Below are 17232 nucleotides of genomic sequence, written 5' to 3' on the forward strand. Positions count from 1 at the left end.
AACGATAGGACGCCGTCGCGACCGGGGCATCGTCGGTTTGTCGCAATCATCGAACGGTGCATCACCGTCGCGTGGACGGCCGCCGGCGTCGCTCCGTGGAGGATCATCGTCGAATCGTCAAGGTCTGCGGCCGCCGTATCGTGCTGGCTACCGTGGATCCATGGCCATCACGGAACTGATCCTCGTCCGCCACGGTGAGAGCGCCGGGAACGTCGCCGCACTCGAAGCCGATCGCTCGGAATCCCACCGCATCGCCGTTCCGAGCCGTGACGCCGACGTCCCGCTCTCAGCACTCGGGCTCGAGCAGGCGGCTGCGGTGGGGAGACGTCTCGCGGCCCTCACACCCGCCGACCGGCCGGACATCGTGTTCAGTTCGCCCTATCGGCGAGCGCACGAGACGGCCGTGGTCGCCCTTCGGGCCGCAGCGCTCGACGCCGATGAGCTTCGTCCTGTCGTCGACGAGCGGCTGCGTGATCGCGAACTCGGTATCCTCGACACCTTCACCTCGATCGGCGTCGACGCCGAGTTCCCGGAAGAGGCCGCTCGACGACGGTTCCTCGGCAAGTTCTACTATCGACCGCCAGGAGGTGAGGCCTGGACGGACGTGGCCCTCCGCCTCCGCTCGTTCATCGGCGACCTGGACCGGCACACCGACCGCACGCGGGCCCTGGTGGTCTGTCACGACGCCGTCATCTCGCTCTTCCGCTACATCTGCGAGGGGTGGGACGAGCGTCGCGTCCTGGAGGAGGCCGCTCTCCGTCCGACGCCGAACGCGTCCTTCACCCACCTCGTCCACGACGGACGGGCGTGGAAGGCGCGGGCGGCGAATGCGACTGCGCACCTGCAGCAGGCGCAGGTTCCGGTCACCGAGCACTCGGGGGTGAACGATGTCCGAAGCTGACCCCACCACGCTCACGCCCGAGGTCCTCGCCGACTGGCCACTCCCCGATCCCGGATCGTCGAAGGACGACCGTGGGTCGGTGCTCGTCGTCGGCGGCGCGCGGATGACGCCCGGGGCGGTCGCCTTGGCGGGCCTCGCCGTTCTCAGGGTCGGGGCGGGTCGGATCACGCTCGCGGTCGGTGCGTCGGCAGCGTCCCCACTCGCGATCGCCTTCCCGGAGGCAGGCGTGATCGGGTTGGCGGAGACCAGCGGCGGAGCCGTCCGGGGTGACGGGGCCGGCCCCCTCGAGGACGTCCTGGACGTCGACTGTCTGCTGCTCGGTCCTGGCCTCGACGACGCGGACGAAGCCGTGGCACTCCTCGACGGTGTGCGCCCGCTCCTTGGCGCCGACACCGTGGTGGTCCTCGACGCCTTCGCGCTCGGTGCCCTGTCACACGCCCCCGACTTCTCGAAGGGGCTGGAGGGCCGCCTTGTATTCACTCCGAACGTGACCGAGGCCGCGATCCTCCTCGACGTGGACGAGGCCGACCCGGACACGTCGGCGCTCGAGCTGGCGCGACGGTTCGGAGCTGTCGTCACCTGTCAGGGCAGGGTCTCCGACGGTGAGCGGGACTTCATCGCGCCCGGCGGGAGTCCGGCCCTCGGGACGGCGGGGAGCGGTGACGTCCTGGCCGGTGCGATCGCCGGGCTCGCGGCACGCGGACTCTCCGCGCTCGCGGCGAGCTGCTGGGGTACCGTGCTGCACGCCGCCTCCGGCGATCGGCTCGCCGACCGGATCGGCCCCCTCGGAGCCCTCGCCCGCGAGTTCGCGGACGAGTTCCCGACGCTCCTCCGAGAGCTCGGGCGACCCGTCACGGGGCGGTCCTAACCGACAGCGGGCCAGCGCCAGCCGGTGATCTCGGGTGCGTCCTCGCCGAACTCCCTGGTGTGCGCTCGGGCTCGGACCCGGGCGTCCTGCATCTCCTGACGGAGACCCGCGAACCGCTCGCCGAGCCCCGGCGTCCGGTCGATCGCGTCGCACACGAGCGAGAACCGGTCGATCTCGTTGAGCATTACCATGTCGAACGGTGTCGTGGTGGTCCCGTTCTCGAGGTACCCGCGGACGTGCAGCTGATCGTGCCCGTGGCGCTTGTACGTCAGCCGATGGATGAGCCACGGGTACCCGTGGTAGGCGAAGACGACTGGACGGTCCGTCGTGAACACGCTGTCGTACTCGGCGTCGGAGAGGCCGTGCGGATGCTGATCCTCGCTCATGAGTCGCATGAGGTCGACCACGTTCACGACCCGGACGGACAGCTCCGGGATACGTTCGCGCAGGATACTCACGGCGGCCAGCGTCTCGAGCGTGGGGACATCCCCGGCACAGGCCATGACGAGGTCCGGGCGCTCCCCCGCACGCTCTGAACCGGCGAAGGGCAGGATGCCGAGCCCGCGGGCGCAGTGCGCGCGAGCGTCGTCGATGCCGAGCCACACGGGTTCCTGGTCCTTGCCCGCGACGATGACGTTGATCTCGTCCGTGCTCTGCAAACAGTGCTCCGAGACGGCCAGGAGGGTGTTCGCATCGAACGGCAGATACACCCGGATGACATCGGGCTTCTTGTTGACGACGTGGTCGATGAACCCGGGGTCCTGGTGGCTGAAGCCGTTGTGGTCCTGACGCCAGACGTGGCTCGTGAGGAGGTAGTTGAGGCTCGCCACCGGGCGCCGCCACGGCAACTCACGTGAACCGTTCAGCCACTTCGCGTGCTGGTTGAACATGGAGTCGACGATGTGGATGAAGGCCTCGTAGCAGGTGAACAGGCCGTGCCGACCGGTGAGCAGGTAGCCCTCCAACCAGCCCTGGCACTGGTGCTCGCTGAGCATCTCCATGACCCTGCCGGCGCGGGCGAGATGCTCGTCGCCCGGGACGGTCTCGGCGTTCCACTGCCGTTCGGTCACTTCGAAGACCGCCTGGAGTCGGTTACTGGCGAGTTCGTCGGGAGCGAAGATCCGGAAGGTGGTCGGGTTACGCCGGATCACCTCCGTGAGCCACGACCCCAGGACACCCGTCGCCCCGGCGTCGCGACCACCCGGGGCGTCCACCACGACGGCGGCGTCGTCGATCGCGGGGAGGTCGAGTTCCGTGCGCAGCAGACCTCCGTTGGCGTGCGGGGTCGCGCTCATCCGGGCCTCCCCGAGCGGAGCGAGTTCCCGCACGAGCGGAACCACCGCACCATGTTCGTCGAAGAGCTCCTCAGGCCGGTAGCTCCGCATCCAGGACTCCAGGATCCGCGTGTGCTCCTCGGTGTCCCGAGCGTCGGCGAGCGGGACCTGATGCGCGTGGAACGTCCCCTCGACCCGGACGCCGTCGATCACCTCCGGGCAGGTCCAGCCCTTCGGTGTGCGCAGCACGATCATGGGCCAGACCGGCCGTCCGGTGTCTCCGGCGGCGGCCCGGGACTTGATGGCCGCGATGCGGTCGAGCACGACGTCGAGGACCTCGGCGAACCTGCGGTGGACCTCCATCGGATCCTCGCCGTCGAACCCGCCCTCGACGAAGAACGGTTCGTGTCCGTATCCGCGCAGGAGACTCTCGAGTTCGGAGCGTGGGATGCGCGCCAGGACCGTCGGGTTCGCGATCTTGTAGCCGTTCAGGTGCAGGATGGGCAGGACGACGCCATCCTGGACCGGGTCGATGAACTTGTTGGAGTGCCAGCTGGTCGCGAGCGGTCCGGTCTCCGCTTCACCGTCGCCGACGACCGCCGCGACGAGGAGATCTGGGTTGTCGAAGGCCGCGCCGTACGCGTGGCTCAGGACGTACCCCAGTTCGCCACCCTCATGGATGCTGCCGGGTGTATCGGGCGCCGCATGACTCGGTACCCCGCCGGGGAAGCTGAACTGGCGGAAGAACCGGGTCAACCCGGCCTCGGTCTCGGCGACGTCCGGGTAGATCTCGCTGTAGGTGCCGTCCAGGTAGGCGCTCGCCAGGATCGCCGGCCCGCCGTGCCCGGGCCCGGCGATGAACATCGCCGACTGGTGGCGCTCCGCGATCACGCGGTTGAGATGCGCGTACGTCAGATTCAATCCCGGAGCGGTCCCCCAGTGGCCGAGGAGCCGGCGCTTCACATGAGCGGCTTCGAGCGGGCGGCGGAGGAGCGGGTTGTCGAGCAGGTAGATCTGCCCGACGGACAGGTAGTTCGCGGCGCGCCACCAGGCGTCGACCTGTTCGATGCTCCGCTCGGACACCGGCTCGCTCGTGCCGCGAGACCGCCAGCTGTCCGTCGTCGACCCGTCCCGTGCGTTGTGCGTCATCGTTCCACGATCCCAGGTCGAGCGACCGGGGGCCAGGGTGGTGCGTCGCTCCTGCGAGCGTGCTAAAGCGTCGGCGGGCGGTGCCGACCGGTACCGGCCGTCGCGCCCCACCAGTCGAGGTACGCGCCCGCGGTGTCCGGCAGCGCCGGGCGGAGGCTACGACCGGCGGGGAGGCGCGTCCGGGAGGGATCCAGCCAGGCCGCGGCCAACGCGGCGTGAAGCGTCGACGGGTCGTAGCGGACCATCGTCTCCGGGCGCAGTTGGTCCATCTCCGCTGCATAGCGCGAGTCGACGACGAGCGGTCGGCGGCCTGCCTCGACCCAGTCGAGCATCGAGCGTGACGCGGAGACATGGCCGTGCGCGGCCAGGGGGATGCCGGGGCGCGAGATCTGCGCGGTGAACGCCGCATCGTCGAGATATCCGGTCACCTCGAACGAGACTTCGGCGGCGCGTGCTTCCGCCTCGAGGTCGAGCACGTCGTCCTCGTGCCCGGCCGAGGGGGCGCCGATGGCACGGACGACGACGTCGGCGACCTGGTGACCGGTGGCACGGAGAACCTCCGCCGCACGCGAAGCCGCCTGGATCGCCGACGAATGCCCCTTGCCCGGGTAGATGAACCCGGCGATGAGGACGGTGAGTGGGCGCGGTCCCGGCAGCGATGCATCGTCGGCCGAGACCGCCGCCGTACCGATCCGGGAGCCGAGCGGGATGGCGTGCGGAACGGTCGCGGCACTGACACCGAGGAACTCTTCAGCCAGCGCCTGTTCGTGCCGGCTGTTGACGGCTGTCGCATGGGCGGCGGCGATGAACCGGGCGTACGCGGCGATGCGGCGGTCCAGCATCCTGCCGTCGGAGGTCTGCGGGACGTCGTGGAGGGTGACCGTCAACTCGGTGGCGTCCGCGAGACGCTCGACGGCGTCCGCCGCCTCTTCGGGCGACCGGCCGAAGAGACGGTCGGTGACGTGGACGTGGGCACGGTCCACGCGGTCGAGCAGAAGCACGGCGTCGGCCGGGGTCGAGGCGTACATCCGTTCCGCGCGAGGGTCTGCGTGGACGACAGCGTCGGCGACGTCGATCGCGTACTGGACGACGCCGTGGTGCTGTGGGCCGACCATGAGGAGACGGGGTGGGGCTGCGATCACCTGCGTCATCGTGGTGCAGTGGGGGGCCCGCGTCAAGGGTCGCGGGCACTCTCTTCGTCGGACCTATGTTCGGAGGACGGCGCCCGTATCGTGCCGACCCGTCCGCGCGTCTCGCGCCCGCATCCGTACAGGGGATCCCGCCATGCAGTCGACCGTGATGTCGCACGCCACCGATCGAGCTGCCGACCCGGCATCTCGTCCGATCCGCGTCGTCTCGATCCCGGCCGCGCACCCCTACGTCGGCCGCATCACCGCCTCGCCCGACATCGACGTGCTGAGCGATCCACCGGTCGACGGAGCGCCATCGGGCGTCTGGTGGCCGCCCGCCGCCCTCGATCCGGACTGGATCCACGACCACGCCGTCGATGCCGACGTGCTGCACATCCACTTCGGGACGGAGTCGTTCCCACCCGGACACGTGACCGCGTGCACCGAGGCGGCGCACCAGGTCGGCTGGTCGGTCGTGTACACGGTGCACGATCTTGAACACCCGCAGCTCGACAACCAGGCCGCTTATGACCGGCAGCTCGACGAGCTCGTCCGTGGAGCAGACGCCCTGATCACCCTGACCCCTGGCGCCGCCGCCGGCATCCGGGAACGTTGGGGCCGCGACGCCGTCGTCATCCCGCACCCGTCGCTCCTGTCGGATGACGTCACGGTTCCGCTCGTATTGCCGTCGGCGGAGACGCGGGTCGGCGTCCACCTGAAGGACCTGCGTCCCAATGTCGACGCGGTCGGTGCCGTCACCACCCTCATCGACGCGGTCGAACGCCTCCGCCGCCGTGGAGCGGACGTCGTCGCGGAGGTCCGGATGCACCATGCGGTCCGCGATCCGGAGGCACGCGAGGCCGTCCGACGGCTTGTCAGCAGCTCGGAAGCGGCGCTGCTCATCGAGCACGAGCGTCTCGACGACCTCGGACTCGCCATCGCACTCAGCCGCCTGGACGTCTGTCTCCTCCCCTACCGGCACGGCACGCACTCGGGTTGGCTCGAACTCTGCTGGGATCTCGGCGTGTCCGTCGCCGTCCCGTCCGGAGTCGGGGCGTACCTCGATCAGCATCCCGACGGCACCGTCTCCGCTTACGACCTCGGGGACGGAGCATCACTCGAGCGTGCAATCGGCGCGCTGCTCGACGCGGACGGCACGACCCGTGCCGGCTCCTCCGACCGGATCACGGCCGTCGCCGAGCGCCGCGCCCGGCGCGACGTCGACGACGCCGTCAGCACAGCAGCGCACGCCGAGCTGTACCGCCGCGTCATCGCCGAGCGCGCCTCGTGACGGCCGGTCCACGACTGCGCGTCGTCGTCATCGCCCCGCTGCGCTTCCCCATCCGTCGCCCGCACGCCGGCGGGCTCGAATCCGCCGTGTGGTCGGAGGTCAACGCACTGCGCGCACGAGGTCACGAGGTGACGTTCATCGGCGTCCGGGGGTCCGACTTCGTCGAGCGCGGCAGCGTCTTCGAACTGCCGGAGTTGCGGTGGCCGCGCTGGTCCTCCCCCGACGACGAGCGGTATCCCCCCGGTCACCTGACCCGATCCGTCCCGGCATTGCGCCGCGCGCTCGAGGCGATCGCCGCTCGGCCAGGGCGATACGACGTCGTGTCCAACCACTGCCTGGACGCGCTCCCGGTGGAACTGGCACCAGAGCTGGGCGTCCCCATGATCACCACCCTGCACACGCCGGTCGACGAGGCCGTCGCCGCTGCCGCGAACCGGGCCGGTTCCGACGGCAGCCGGTTCCTGGCGGTGAGCGAGTTCACGAAGCGCACCTGGGCGACGGCCGGTGTCGAGTCCGAGGTGCTCCTGAACGGCATCGATCCGGATGCCTGGCGGGCAGGCCGAGGCGGTGACGACCTCGTGTGGTTCGGACGGGTCGTCGCGGAGAAGGCTCCGCACCTCGCGGTCGACGTCGCCCGTCGACTGGGGCGACGGCTCGTCATTGCCGGTCGCGTGGGCGATCCGGTGTACGCCGAGCGCGTGCTGTCGCCGCTGCTGGGACGTGACGTCCGACATGTCGGGCCGCTCGACCCGACGCGACTCGCCACGCTCGTGGGGCGGAGCGCGGCAGCGGTCTCGACGCCGGCATGGGCCGAGCCGTTCGGTCTCGTCGCACCGGAGGCGCTGATGACCGGGACCCCGGTGGTCAGCTTCGCCGTCGGCGGCGTGCCCGAGATCGCCCAGGCGAGCGTCGGTATGCAGGTCGTCGCACCAGGAGACCTGGCGGCCATGGCGGACCGCGTGGACGGGTTGATCCGGCAGTCGGAGCTCGACCGGGGGTTCCGCGCCTCGATCCGGGCATCCGCCCTCGCGCGGTTCTCACTGAACGCCAGGGTGGGCCGGCTCGAGGAGCACTTCGCCGCGCTCCTCGGCGACTCGCCCGTGCTCGGTTCCGGTCGCGTCGACGAGTTCACCTCGTGAGGCCCCGCATCGGTTGGTACGTGCATCACCACGGACGGGGGCACGTGACGCGTCTGCTCGCTGTCGCACCCCACCTCGACGCCGACATCGTCTGCTTCAGCTCGTTCCCGGCGCCGATGGGACTCCCCTCGAACTGTTCCTGGGTGGTGCTCGACCGGGATGACGACGTGCCGGAAGGTGCGTCTCCCCCGGACGACTGCGATCCGACCGCGGAGGGGCTGCTGCACTGGGCGCCGCTCGGTCACGCCGGTCACCGTGCTCGTCTTGCGACCATCGCCGCCGCCCTCGCGCAGCAGCAGATGGACGCGATGGTGGTGGACGTCTCCGTCGAGGTGGTGCTCCTCGCACGCCTGCTCGGCGTCCCCACCGTCGTCATGGCACAGCCGGGCCACCGCGACGACGAACCGCACGCGCTCGCCTTCCGCGCGGCGTCGACGATCATCGCCCCATGGCCTCACGGTGTGCTGCAGCTGGAGCACCTCCATCCCGTACGGGACAAGGTGGTGTACACCGGCGGTATCAGTCGCTTCGAGGGTCGCGAGCGGACGGCCGCGGTAGCCGGGCGCAGTGGAGTGCTCCTCCTCGCCGGTGCCGGCGGCTCCTCGGTGTCGCAGGAAGCCGTGGAGGAGGCCGCCTACGCCAGCGGTCGCGACTGGACCTCGCTCGGCACCGGTGCCGGGTCCGTCTGGACCGACGACCCGTGGGACGCCCTCTGCCGGGCGGAAGTGGTGGTGTCGTGGGCCGGTCAGAACGCGGTCGCCGATCTCGCCGCGGCCGGCGTCACGGCCGTCGTGGTCCCACAGGAGCGCCCGTTCGACGAGCAGGTGTCCACCGCCCGTGCCCTCGAAGCGGGCGAGTTGGCGGTCGTGCGGTCGTCCTGGCCCGACGCCGCGGACTGGACAGGCATCCTCGACCGGGCCTCGGAGCTCCGTCCCGACTGGTCTCGTTGGCAGGTTGCGGGTGCCGCCCGACGAGCAGCGGAGGCCATCGAAGCGGTCGCGGCCGGCGATCCTGCAGGGGGTGGGCGATGAGGACGTCTGTCGTGACCCTGTGCTCTCGCCCCCGACTCGGACACCTCGAACGGCAGCTCGAGGCCGTCGGGGCGTCCATACCGACCTCGGGCGACGCGGTGGAGCGACTCGTCGTGTGGATCGGCGACGACGCACCCCCGACCCTCGACGCGGAGCTGACGGTCCACCTTCCACCGGGGTCCGACGGACTCCGTCTCGCGGCAGGCCGGAACGCCGGTGCAGCGCTCGCCATCGACCGTGGTGCAGACCTCATCGTGTTCCTCGACGCGGACTGCGTCCCCGGGCCGGCCCTGCTCGACCGATACCGTGAGGCGTCCGATCGCCACCCGGGCACCGTCCTCTGCGGCCCGGTGACCTACCTGCAGCCAGGCGTGGACGTCACCGACCGCCGCGCATTGGCGGCGGCGACGGCACCGCATGCGGCGAGACCGAACCCGGACGACGGCGCGGAGCGCGTCGCCTCCGAGGACGAGTACCCGCTGTTCTGGTCGTTGTCCTTCGCGACGAGTGCGTCGACCTGGTCCCGGAGCGGAGGCTTCGACGAGGGGTACGAAGGGTACGGCGGTGAGGACACCGATTTCGCGTTCGCCCTGAGCGCCGCGGGGACGCCCCTCGTGTGGGTCGGAGGCGCCCACGCCTATCACCAGCACCACGAGACACAGCGCCCGCCATGGCAGCACTTCGACGACATCCTCCGGAACGGCGCACGGTTCGCCGACCGATGGGGAACCTGGCCGATGACCGGTTGGCTGGAGGCGTTCGCTCAGGCCGGCGCGGTCCGGCGGGCGGGTGACGACTGGGTCCGCGTTCAGCCGACCGGCCCGAACAGCCCGTCGACCGCGGCCACCAGCGCGGTCGCGACGGGCTCCGGCGCGTAACGGTCGACGGGGCAGTGCCGTCTCGTCGGCCACTGCCAGGGGCGTCACTCGTCAGCGACGAAGCGCTCCCGGTGAACCGCCACGCAGCCGGGTGCTGCGCTGGAACCACCGGACGGCGGGCAGGTCCTCGGGCCAGTGCACACGCAGGGTGGTCCAGCCCCGACGCATCCGGAGGGCGAGCGAACCGGCATCGGTGAACGGGCGCATCGAGATCCCCATCCCGAGCGACCGGTCGTAGCGCACACGTCGGTGGAGACCCAGGTGTGTCGACACGTCCAGATCGTCGTGCAGTTCCGCATCCTCGCGGTGCACCGCCTCGGCGATCTGGCCCCACGTCGTGCGCCGGATCGCACAGTTGGACCCGAAGATCGGGACCTGGGCGAGGGCGGCCCCGACGAAGAGCCGGTACGCCCCGAGGTAGAGGCCGGCGAGCGGTGCACGGAGCAGGCGCGGACCGTCGATGAAGACGGCGGGGCCGGTGAGCGCTTCCAACTCCGGATCCATCGCGAACGCGTCGGTGATCCGGGTCACCCAGTCCGGTGGCGGCACGCAGTCCGCGTCGAGTCTCGCCACGACCGTCGCGGTCGCGTGGTCGAAGCCGGCTGCGTTCGCCGCGGGGATGCCGGGCATCGGCTCATCGATGAGGACCGCGTCGTACCGCTCGGCGATGGCCGCGACCTCGGCGCGATCGCGGCTGCCGTTGTCGACGACGATGATCGATGCGGGTCCGGTGTGCTGCGCGCGCAGCGAGCGCAGGCATCGTCGGAGGAGTGCGGCGTCGTCCTTGACCGGAACGACCACGTCCACGGTCACGAGCGGGTGGGCCGCGGTCTCGAGCGTCTCGACCGTCATGCGTCTCGCCCATCCGCCAGCAGCTGTGCCTCCGCGAACACCCGCGGGTGGGCGAGGATGCGGAAGTGGCCGCCGGTGTCGAGTTCCACGTTCTTGGCGCCGTCGAGTCGGCTGCCGCCCGGGATGTGCGGATCGAAGCGCCCGTAGACGGAGACGATCCTCGGATTGACGGTCGCCTCTCGGGAGAGCGCGAGGATCGTCGGGTCGTCGGGGGTGAAGATGCGCAGGCTCGGGAGGAGCATGAGCCTCGCGTACCGCGATCCGGCGAACGGCGCCGCGACCGCGAGCATCCCGGAGATCCGGGCTCCCCCGCCGCCGAGCGACATGACGTACTTGCCGACGAGCCCGCCCTTGCTGTGCGCGAGGAGGACGACGTCGCCGAGCCCGTTCGCCTCGAGGTAGTCGGCGACGAGTCGTGCCGCCACCGGGACCGAGCGGTCGTTGCGTCCGAGCGGGTCGATCACGTGTACCGGGTGTCCGTCGTCGTGGAGTCGGCGGATGAGCGGCTCGAGGAACCGCCAGGTCTCATAGACGCCCGGGAGGACGACGATCGGTGACCGGTCGCCGGACAGGAAGTCGTGCGGGTCGGTGCGGCTGACGAAGGCCCGGACCTGCCAGACGAGTGCGTAGGTGTAGTCGCGCGCCCACCACCCGAGGGTCCGCAGCGCCGAACGGATCACCGACGATCCCCGTTCGCGCGGCTCAACCGTCTCCCCGCAGGACCTCGGGGCATCGCTCTGTTCCCATGTCCTCACCGTAACCGGACCACCCGGCCTGCCCCTGGACCTTGACAGCGGCCGGACCGGGCCCGGGCGGATCGGGACCGTGGATGCCCGGCGTGGCTCACCTCGGGTGCGGTGCGCTGATAATCTGGCAGCTGCGGTGGCCTCGGGGTGTTCGTGTGCCCGGACGATCGAGGAGTGCAGTGGGAGAGATCGACGGAGAGTTCGGCCGCGTCCGGGACGCGCTGGAGCGTCCTGCGATCCGGCTCCTGAGCCGACCGACCGCACCCGCGGTGGTCGCGATCTTCCGCACCACGTTCGGCCGCGACATCCAGTTCGTCGCAGCGGACCGCTTCCATCTGCAGGTCGAGGAGTACCTCGGCGAACTCGCGGCACGTGGTGCGCGGATCCCGGCCGGCGGCGACGAACGCGGTGGCGGACGGACCCTCTGCCGGGAGTGGGTCCACGACCAGTGGCTCGTCCGGACGAGCACCGACGACGGCGAGGAGCAGTACTCGCTCACCTCGCACGCGCTCGAAGCGGTCTCGCTCGTCGACGGCCTCGCGCACGACCGCGCCCTCATCAGTGAGTCGCGCCTGACCATGATCCTCGACTCCGTGCGCCGATGGGCGCTGCAGGCCGACCCGGATCGTGACGAGCATCTGCGTCGCATCGACGCGCAGCTCGCCGAGCTCCAGGCGGAACGCGAACGGGTTGCGGCCGGCGGCACCGTCGTCGCGGCGAGCGACGACCGGATGCAGGACGGTTACGCCAACATCGCCGACCTCATCCGTCAGCTCCCGAGCGACTTCCGCCGGGTCGAGGAGTCCGTCATCGCGATGCACCGCCGGATCGTCGAGGACTTCCGGAACGACACCCGTCCGATCGGCGAGATCCTCGACGACTACCTCAGGCGCACCGACGAGCTGATGACGGCGACGGCCGAGGGTCGGGCCTTCGAGGGCGCTTTCGAACTCCTCCGCAACGACGATCTGCTCCAGGACCTCAAGCGCGACCTCTCCACGATCCTCGACCACCCCTTCTCGGCCAGGCTCGGGCCCGCGGAGCTCCGTGGCTTCCGGGGTGCCGTCGGGATCATCCGACAGGGGATCGACGACGTCCTCGCGCAGCGTCGGCGGCTCACCGCGACGCTCCGCGACCACATCGTGCATCACGACGTCGTGCAGGACCGCGAACTCGACACGACCCTGCGAGCACTGAACCAGCGCCTCGGCATCTGGATGCGGACCGCGGGACCACGCGCCACCGTCGACCTGCCGCTCCTCCCGGAGACCATCGACATCGAGCACCTGCGCGAGCGGTTCTACGATCCGGACGTCGAGGTCGCTCCGCCGCCGATCGCGACGTCCGTCGAACGGACCGACGGCGCGGCGATGTCGCTCGACACCCTCCGGTCGCAGGGCGGTCCGCTCCTCGACGAGCTCCGGGCCGGACTCCTCGACGCGGTGACCTCCGGTGCCGAGGATGCCCATGCGGCGTTCTCCGGGCTCGATCCGGAACTCCGACGACCGGTGGAGCTGTTCGGCCTCGTCCACCTCATGACCCAGCTGGGCACGTACGACGAGCAGGCACCACGCCGCCGCTACGAGACGGTCCGTCCGGACGGGACGACCACCGCGTTCGAACTCCCGGCCTTCCCGCTCGGTGAGGCCGGTGTCGCAGCGCTGACGCGAGCCACGACGACCACGACCACTGCTCCGGCCGACCAGGCCCGGCGCGGAACGGAATGACATGACCTCCGAGACGGATCCCACCGTGACGGCGACGACCGACCCGACGTCGGACGACCTGACGACGGACGGACTCGACGCCTTCGCACCCGCCGAGGCGCCGGTCGCCGGCCCGGATGACGACTCCTTCGCCCTCTTCGAAGGGGACGAGGGACGTCTCGACGCCGCTCAACGTCGTGCGCTGGTCGCTCTGCTGAAGCACCGCTACGTCAGCCCCGCGCTCCAGCCCGCCGAGTGGCGGACGGTCCTCGAGTCCGAGTCGCTGCTGCGGTCCCGCCTCAACGAGCTGTTCCTGGAGCTCGAGGTGGACCGCTCGGCCGAGGTCGCCTTCAAGCGTCAGGCGGGCTCGGAGAGCGGGCGGCGTCCCTTCCCGACCCTGCTGCACGACACCAGCTACAGCCGCGAGGAGACGATCCTGCTCGTCTACCTGCGGACGCGTCTCCGGACCGAACTGGCCAACGGCGCACGAGCCGCGATCGTCGAACACGACGAGCTGCTCGGCTTCGTCGCGAGCTTCCGCCCCGAGCACGCCACCGACCGCGCCCGTGACGACGGACGCGTCGAACGCGCGATCGACAAGCTGCTGACCGCGCGGGTCCTGCTGCGGACCAAGGACGCCCGCCGCCACCGGATCGCGTCGGTGGTGGAGACGCTCCTCCCCCTCGAGCGTCTCCAGGAACTCCTGGAGTGGCTCGAAACGCAGACCGCAGCGGTCGATCCAGCCTCGGAGCAGCCGCGACCCGATGCCCACGCGGACTCGGACTCGGACGACGAGCCCGACGGCACCGCAGCCGAGTCGCAGGACTCCCCCGACGACCGGACACAGCCACCAGCAGCAGAGGACGACCGATGAGCCGCTCCACGGACACCGACACCCTGCTGGACCTCGTCGAGCAGTGGCGTATCGAACGGATGCAGGTCATCAACTGGGGTGGGTTCGACGGGTACCGATCGGTCGACTTCGCCTCCCGCGCGACGCTCATCTCCGGCGCCTCCGGAACCGGGAAGAGCTCGCTCATGGACGCGTACCTCGCGGTCATGATGCCGTCGGACGTGCCGTTCAACGGAGCCTCCAACGACGCGGCGGTCGGACGGGCGCGGAATCCAGACCAGCGCAACCTGCTCACGTATCTCCGCGGCAAGGTCGACTCGGCACGGGACCCGCAGACCGGGGCGATGCGCGACATCAACCTGCGCGGCACGGATCAGCTCACCTGGGGTGCCGTGGCGGTGACGTTCCTCAACGACGACGACCGTCGCTTCACCGTCGTGCGCGCCTACCTCGTACCCCGACGTGCGCTGCGCACCGGTGACCTGTCGATGACGATGGCGACCGTCGACGGGCCGTTCGAGCTCACGGACCTCGAGGCATTCGTGCCGAAGCGGTTCGACGCCGGTGAGCTCCAGAGTCGCATCCCCGGATTCGTCGTCCGTGACACCTACGCGGAGCTGTCCTACACCCTGCACACCCGTCTCGGCATCGGTGCCGGAGGCGACGGTGGTCGGGCGATGCGTCTGCTGGCCCGGATCCAGGCGGGACAGCACCTGCCGACGGTCGACGGCCTGTACAAGTCGATGGTGCTGGAGCGTCCGAGCACGTACGACGCGGCCGACCGGGCGCTGTCGCACTTCGAGGCGCTCGACGAGGCGTACCTCGCGATGGAGACCGAGAGCCGCAAGGCTCGGGTGCTCGAGCGGCTCGGCGAACTGCGTCGTGACTACGAGGACGGGCACCGGGCGGCTGCCGACCTCGAGCGCCTCGGCTTCACCGAGGACGGCACGACACCGTTCACCGTCTGGCGCAGTCGCGCACACGAGGCACTGCTCGATGAAGCGGTCTCCAGGAACCGGCGGGAGAAGCTCGAGGCCGGAGCCACGTTGGAGGCGGCGCGGGCACGAGCCGCTGCGGCGGGTGTCCGTGTCCGTGAACTCGAGCGTCAGGTGTCGGAGCAGGGCGGGAGCGCGCTGCGGCGTGCCGAGGAACGCCGTGAGGCCGCGGAGGCGACGCACGCCGAGGTGGCGCGAGCCAGGTCGCTGTTCGACGAGCGCACCGAGGTCCTCGACGATCCGATCGAGGACGAAGCCTCGTTCCGGCGTGCGCTCGGCCGCAGCGAGGACTTCCTCGCCGACGACGACACCGCGCTCGACGCCATCGAGACCGATCGCGCCCAGCTGCATCGCGAAGCGTTCCCCCTCGAGGAGCGCAACACCGAACTCCGCCGTGAGCTGCAATCGCTTCGCGGCCGTGACGGCGCGGTCCCCGATCGACTCCACCGGGCGAGACTCGCCCTCGCTGAGGCTGCCGGACTCGACCCGGAACAGCTGCCGTTCGTGGCCGAGCTCATCGACGTCGCTCCCGCCTATGCCGCCTGGCGTCCCGCGATCGAGGTCACCCTGCACGGTCTCGCGAGGACGGTCCTCGTCGACGAGGAACACCTCGATGCGTTCGGCCGCGCGATCGACGCGGTCCGGATTCCGGTCCGCCTGCAGTTCGAGGGTGTCCCGCTGCATGAGGCGTCCTCCCCAGACGCGGGTGACCCCGCGTTCATCTCCGGCCGTGTCACGTACCGCACCTCGCCGTTCAGCAGGTGGATCGAGCAGCGCGTGACCTCGGACCGGATCGACGCGCGGTGCGTCGAGTCTCCGTCGGAGCTCTCGGGTGGCGGTCGCCGCGTGACCGTGAACGGCCAGCTGCGTGACGGCCGCCGCGGCTCCCACGGCGACACGGGCGGTGCACCGATCCTCGGCTTCACCAATGAGGCGCGGATCGCGTCGATCGAGGCGGAGACGGCCGAGATCCGTGGGCGCCTCGAAGTCATCGCCGGTCGACAGGCCGGCATCCAGCAGCGGTTGTCGCGTCGTGAGGCCGAGCGGGCCGCCCACCGGTATCGTCTCGACACCGAGTGGGCCAGGATCGACGTCGCTGGTGCTGCTGCGCATCGCGACGCAGCCGCGGCCGAGCTGGAGCGTCTGCTCGACGCCAGTGACGTCCTGCAGGAGCTCCAGGGCTCGGTGGCGGCCGCCCAACGTGAACTCGACGCCGCCAACGCCGAGCGGTTCCCGGCCGAGGACCGTGTCAGACGCCTCGACGAGGAGCACGGGGTCCTCGTCGATCAGCAGGACGCGGCGACGACCGTCATCGACCGTTTCGAGCGCTCCGAGGTCGAGGAGGTCTCCCCCGCCGACATCGATCGGATCGAAGCCGCCCTCGCGGCGGTGGGCGGTGTGCCGTCACTCGGCGGGTTCGGCGATGCGATGAAGCGGCTCCGCGCCCGGCTCGGCGACGAGTTGTCCTCGGCCGTCCGCCAGGCGGAGCAGGCCGCGCTCGCACAGGTGCACGTGTTCGAGCAGTACCAGTCGATCTGGCACGACCCCAACCTCGGCACGACGCTCGAGTCCTACGGCGACTACCGGGCGATCCTCGACGGCATCCTCGGCACCGGTCTCCCCGAGCGCCGCCAGGAGTGGCGCCGCCGGCTGTCCCAGTGGAGCGGTGAGGACCTGGTCCCCCTCAGCAGCGCGTTCGACAGCGCCGTCGAGGAGATCGAGGACCGCCTGGTCCCGGTCAACGACATCCTGCGCGACCTGCCGTTCGGACCGGCGCACGATCGTCTGAAGATCGTCCTCCGTCGGGTGCATCGCGAGGAGGCCTCCGCCTTCCGGCGCGAGCTGCGCGCGCTGTCGAGCGAAGTCACCGCGAACCTCGGCGACGACGAGTTGGAGGCCCGGTTCCAGCGGCTCCGCCGGTTCATGGAGTCGATGCGCGACACGGGTGCCGGGTCCCAGTCGACCCGCGACCAGGTGCTCGACGTGCGCCGTCACGTCGAGATCACCGCCGTGCGGTACGACACGTCTGGGCAGGACGTCAGCGTCTACTCCTCGCTCGGCGACAAGAGCGGTGGCGAGACCCAGGAGCTCGTCGCGTTCATCGTCGGCGCTGCCCTGCGCTACCAGCTCGGTGATGAGGACCGCCCGCGTCCGAGGTTCGCGCCGGTGCTGCTCGACGAGGGCTTCATCAAGGCGGACTCGGAGTTCGCCGGCCGCGCGGTGGTCGCCTGGCTGCGGCTCGGCTTCCAGCTCGTGATCGGGGCGCCGCTCGACAAGGTGACCGCGCTCGAGCCCTACATGGATCGGCTCCTGTCGATCCGGAAGGATCCGGAGACCCGACACGCCTGGGTCGCCAAGATCGAACGGTCGGCTCCGGTCGAGCCGCTCGAACGCGTCGGATAGACAGGAGACCCGCCGA

13 protein-coding genes are annotated in these 17232 nt (G+C 70.6%); 9 read left to right on the forward strand and 4 right to left on the reverse strand.

Annotated features, from left to right (window positions below; all coding sequences use genetic code 11):
- The first annotated feature begins 160 nt into the window (after window positions 1-160).
- Window positions 161-901: a histidine phosphatase family protein gene (locus tag ACQG07_RS09220; RefSeq protein WP_274499927.1), complete on the forward strand. Its 741-nt coding sequence runs from the start codon at window positions 161-163 to the stop codon at window positions 899-901.
- A complete protein-coding gene (locus ACQG07_RS09225) occupies window positions 888-1769 on the forward strand; it encodes an ADP-dependent NAD(P)H-hydrate dehydratase (RefSeq protein ID WP_426738069.1) in 882 nt (293 codons plus the stop codon). Before ACQG07_RS09220 ends, ACQG07_RS09225 begins: the two co-directional genes overlap by 14 nt.
- Here the strand turns inward: ACQG07_RS09225 and ACQG07_RS09230 are convergent.
- Window positions 1766-4192, reverse strand: a complete 2427-nt coding sequence (locus ACQG07_RS09230; RefSeq protein WP_426738070.1) for a phosphoketolase family protein — start codon at window positions 4190-4192, stop codon at window positions 1766-1768. The genes ACQG07_RS09225 and ACQG07_RS09230 overlap by 4 nt on opposite strands.
- Before the next feature lie 62 nt (window positions 4193-4254).
- A complete protein-coding gene (locus ACQG07_RS09235) occupies window positions 4255-5334 on the reverse strand; it encodes a hypothetical protein (RefSeq protein WP_426738071.1) in 1080 nt (359 codons plus the stop codon).
- A 142-nt stretch (window positions 5335-5476) separates the two neighbouring features.
- On the opposite strand from ACQG07_RS09235, the gene ACQG07_RS09240 reads away from it, so the two are divergent.
- Genes ACQG07_RS09240 through ACQG07_RS09255 form a run of 4 tightly spaced genes read left to right on the forward strand, consistent with a single transcriptional unit; the run spans window position 5477 to window position 9661 of the window.
- Window positions 5477-6613: a hypothetical protein gene (locus ACQG07_RS09240; RefSeq protein WP_426738072.1), complete on the forward strand. Its 1137-nt coding sequence runs from the start codon at window positions 5477-5479 to the stop codon at window positions 6611-6613.
- Entirely contained in the window at window positions 6610-7752 is a 1143-nt protein-coding gene (locus tag ACQG07_RS09245; RefSeq protein WP_426738073.1) for a glycosyltransferase, read from the forward strand. Before ACQG07_RS09240 ends, ACQG07_RS09245 begins: the two co-directional genes overlap by 4 nt.
- Before the next feature lie 44 nt (window positions 7753-7796).
- On the forward strand, window positions 7797-8783 hold the full coding sequence (locus tag ACQG07_RS09250; RefSeq protein ID WP_426738074.1) for a glycosyltransferase: 987 nt from the start codon (window positions 7797-7799) through the stop codon (window positions 8781-8783).
- A gap of 11 nt (window positions 8784-8794) precedes the next feature.
- Entirely contained in the window at window positions 8795-9661 is an 867-nt protein-coding gene (locus ACQG07_RS09255) for a glycosyltransferase family 2 protein (protein ID WP_426738075.1), read from the forward strand.
- A 51-nt stretch (window positions 9662-9712) separates the two neighbouring features.
- Here the strand turns inward: ACQG07_RS09255 and ACQG07_RS09260 are convergent, their stop codons facing one another.
- Both ACQG07_RS09260 and ACQG07_RS09265 read right to left on the reverse strand, forming a co-directional pair.
- Entirely contained in the window at window positions 9713-10513 is an 801-nt protein-coding gene (locus tag ACQG07_RS09260; protein WP_426738076.1) for a glycosyltransferase family A protein, read from the reverse strand.
- A complete protein-coding gene (locus ACQG07_RS09265) occupies window positions 10510-11193 on the reverse strand; it encodes an esterase/lipase family protein (protein WP_426738077.1) in 684 nt (227 codons plus the stop codon). Before ACQG07_RS09265 ends, ACQG07_RS09260 begins: the two co-directional genes overlap by 4 nt.
- Window positions 11194-11438: 245 nt before the next feature.
- On the opposite strand from ACQG07_RS09265, the gene ACQG07_RS09270 reads away from it, so the two are divergent.
- From ACQG07_RS09270 to ACQG07_RS09280, 3 genes are read left to right on the forward strand one after another with little or no spacing between them, the layout of a single operon-like run.
- The gene (locus tag ACQG07_RS09270; RefSeq protein WP_426738078.1) at window positions 11439-12986 is read left to right on the forward strand and encodes a DUF3375 domain-containing protein; all 1548 of its coding nucleotides are present in this window, start codon (window positions 11439-11441) and stop codon (window positions 12984-12986) included.
- Window position 12987: 1 nt separating this feature from the next.
- Complete coding sequence (locus ACQG07_RS09275; protein WP_426738079.1) at window positions 12988-13839, forward strand: DUF4194 domain-containing protein; 852 nt, start codon at window positions 12988-12990, stop codon at window positions 13837-13839.
- Window positions 13836-17216 carry an ATP-binding protein gene (locus ACQG07_RS09280; RefSeq protein ID WP_426738080.1) on the forward strand — a complete coding sequence of 1127 codons (3381 nt, stop codon included), beginning with the start codon at window positions 13836-13838 and terminating at the stop codon, window positions 17214-17216. Before ACQG07_RS09275 ends, ACQG07_RS09280 begins: the two co-directional genes overlap by 4 nt.
- Window positions 17217-17232 lie beyond the last annotated feature (16 nt).

The sequence above is a fragment of the Plantibacter sp. 2H11-2 genome (assembly GCF_050031945.1).
Taxonomy (GTDB): Bacteria; Actinomycetota; Actinomycetes; order Actinomycetales; family Microbacteriaceae; genus Plantibacter; species Plantibacter auratus.

Coding starts and splice junctions, on each gene's coding strand:
- ACQG07_RS09225 (WP_426738069.1), top strand. CDS start 888: ATGTCCGAAGCTGACCCCACCACGCTCACGCCCGAGGTCCTCGCCGAC.
- ACQG07_RS09230 (WP_426738070.1), bottom strand. CDS start 4,192: ATGACGCACAACGCACGGGACGGGTCGACGACGGACAGCTGGCGGTCT.
- ACQG07_RS09220 (WP_274499927.1), top strand. CDS start 161: ATGGCCATCACGGAACTGATCCTCGTCCGCCACGGTGAGAGCGCCGGG.
- ACQG07_RS09240 (WP_426738072.1), top strand. CDS start 5,477: ATGCAGTCGACCGTGATGTCGCACGCCACCGATCGAGCTGCCGACCCG.
- ACQG07_RS09275 (WP_426738079.1), top strand. CDS start 12,988: ATGACCTCCGAGACGGATCCCACCGTGACGGCGACGACCGACCCGACG.
- ACQG07_RS09280 (WP_426738080.1), top strand. CDS start 13,836: ATGAGCCGCTCCACGGACACCGACACCCTGCTGGACCTCGTCGAGCAG.
- ACQG07_RS09260 (WP_426738076.1), bottom strand. CDS start 10,513: ATGACGGTCGAGACGCTCGAGACCGCGGCCCACCCGCTCGTGACCGTG.